We start from the raw sequence: 1,999 nt of genomic DNA, 5'->3' as shown, positions 1-1,999 counted from the left end.
ACGCATCAGCAGCCAGTAGCCGAGCCCGGCCACCGTGCCGAGCACCGCGCAGGTCCCCCAGAGCCAGTCGGCGCCGTAGTGGTCGATGACCACGCCGGACATCAGCGGGGCGACGAGGGCCGCCGCCGACCAGGACATCGTGTACATCCCCTGGTAGCGGCCCCGGCCGTGCGCCGGGGACAGCTGGACGACGATGCCCGTCTGCGTCGGCGCGTTGATGATCTCGGCCAGCGTCCAGACGCACACCGTCAGCGCGTACACACCGACGGACCCGGCGAACGCGGTCAGCCCGAAGCCGTACCCGGCGAGCACCGACGAGATGATCAGCAGGCGGCGCGGGTCGCGGTGCTGGATGAAGCGCGTCACCGGGATCTGCATGACGACGATCAGCACCCCGTTCACGGCGATGGCGGTGCCGAAGTCGGAGCTGGACAGCCCGTCCGTGCCCATGGCCACCGGCAGCCCGACGTAGCCCTGCTGGAAGATCAGCGCCACGAGGAACGACAGTCCCACGACGCCCATGAAGCGTCCGTCACGCAGGACGGTGGTCAGCTTCACGTCGTCGGGGGCGCGGCCACCGGCCGGTACCCGCACCTCTTCGGGCCGGGACTCCGGCACCTTCAGGAAGACGAGCACGGCGCAGGCCAGCGTCATGGCCGCCTCTCCCATGAACCCGGCCAGATAGCTGTACTCGGCGACGAACCCGGCCCCGGCCGACGAGACGGCGAAGCCCAGGTTGATCGCCCAGTAGTTGAGCGAGAAGGCCCGCACCCGGTCCTCGGGCCGCACGATGTCGGCCATCATCGCCTGCACGGCCGGCCGGGACGCGTTGGACGCCATCCCGACCACGAACGCCACGCCCGCGATGGCGAGCGGGTGGACCATGAACCCGAGGACCGCGACGGAGACGGCGGTGGACAGCTGGGCGATCAGCATGGTGGGCCGCCGCCCCAGCCGGTCCGTCATCACCCCGGCCCCCAGCGAGGAGACGACCCCGCCGAGCCCGTGGAGCGCGGCGACCAGTCCCGCGTACGAGGCCGAGTAGCCCCGGTCCATGGTCAGGTACAGCGCCATGAACGTGGCGACGAACGCCCCGAGCCGGTTGACGAGCGTGCTGGTCCACAGCCACCAGAACTCCCTGGGGAGACCCGCGACCGTCTCGTGTGCCGCCTTTCTGAGACCGGCGACGGACATGGCTCTTCCCCCTGAGGACGTACGGAACGGATGCGGCTGCGGTAAGTGGCCCGCCAGCTGTCCGAACATTACGAAGCGGGGTTCCCGGGCCGCCACTCAATTGACGGCGCCCGTCAAACGTCACGCCGCGGCCGACGACCGCGGCACCCCTGTCCGCCCTGTGACCGGGCGCGCGCGGCCCGATGCGCTTCGATTACGCTCGGGCGTATGGCCGACGCACCGTACAAGCTGATCCTCCTCCGCCACGGCGAGAGCGAATGGAACGCGAAGAACCTGTTCACCGGTTGGGTGGACGTAGACCTCACCGACAAGGGAGAGAAGGAGGCGGTCCGCGGCGGTGAGCTGCTCAAGGACGCCGGCCTGCTCCCGGACGTCGTGCACACCTCCCTCCAGAAGCGCGCGATCCGCACCGCCCAGCTCTCGCTGGAGGCGGCCGACCGCCACTGGATCCCCGTACACCGCTCCTGGCGCCTGAACGAGCGCCACTACGGCGCGCTCCAGGGCAAGGACAAGGCGCAGACGCTCGCCGAGTTCGGCGAGGAGCAGTTCATGCTGTGGCGCCGCTCGTACGACACCCCGCCGCCGGTGCTCGAGGACGGCACGGAGTTCTCGCAGAGCGACGACGCCCGCTACGCGACGATCCCGCCGGAGCTGCGCCCGCGCACCGAGTGCCTCAAGGACGTCGTCATCCGCATGATGCCGTACTGGTACGACGGCATCGTCCCGGACCTCCTCACCGGCCGCACGGTCCTGGTCGCCGCCCACGGCAACAGCCTGCGCGCGCTGGTGAAGCACCTGGACGGCA

Annotated in this window: 2 protein-coding genes; one reads left to right on the top strand and one right to left on the bottom strand. The window is 70.3% G+C overall.

The features are described from left to right. Window positions 1–1,194: MDR family MFS transporter (locus IH13_RS0130355; RefSeq protein WP_031089292.1), on the bottom strand; the 1,194-nt coding region annotated here is incomplete at its 3' end. 207 nt (window positions 1,195–1,401) lie between these two features. Between IH13_RS0130355 and IH13_RS0130350 the strand changes: the two genes are divergently transcribed. Beyond that, the coding region (locus IH13_RS0130350) for a 2,3-bisphosphoglycerate-dependent phosphoglycerate mutase (RefSeq protein ID WP_063837515.1) at window positions 1,402–1,999 on the top strand (598 nt) is incomplete at its 3' end.

The sequence above is a fragment of the Streptomyces sp. NRRL WC-3549 genome (genome assembly GCF_000721935.1).
Taxonomy (GTDB): Bacteria; Actinomycetota; Actinomycetes; order Streptomycetales; family Streptomycetaceae; genus Streptomyces.
Note: the sequence above shows the minus strand (reverse complement) of the source record. Positions and strands in the feature narration are given on the sequence as shown.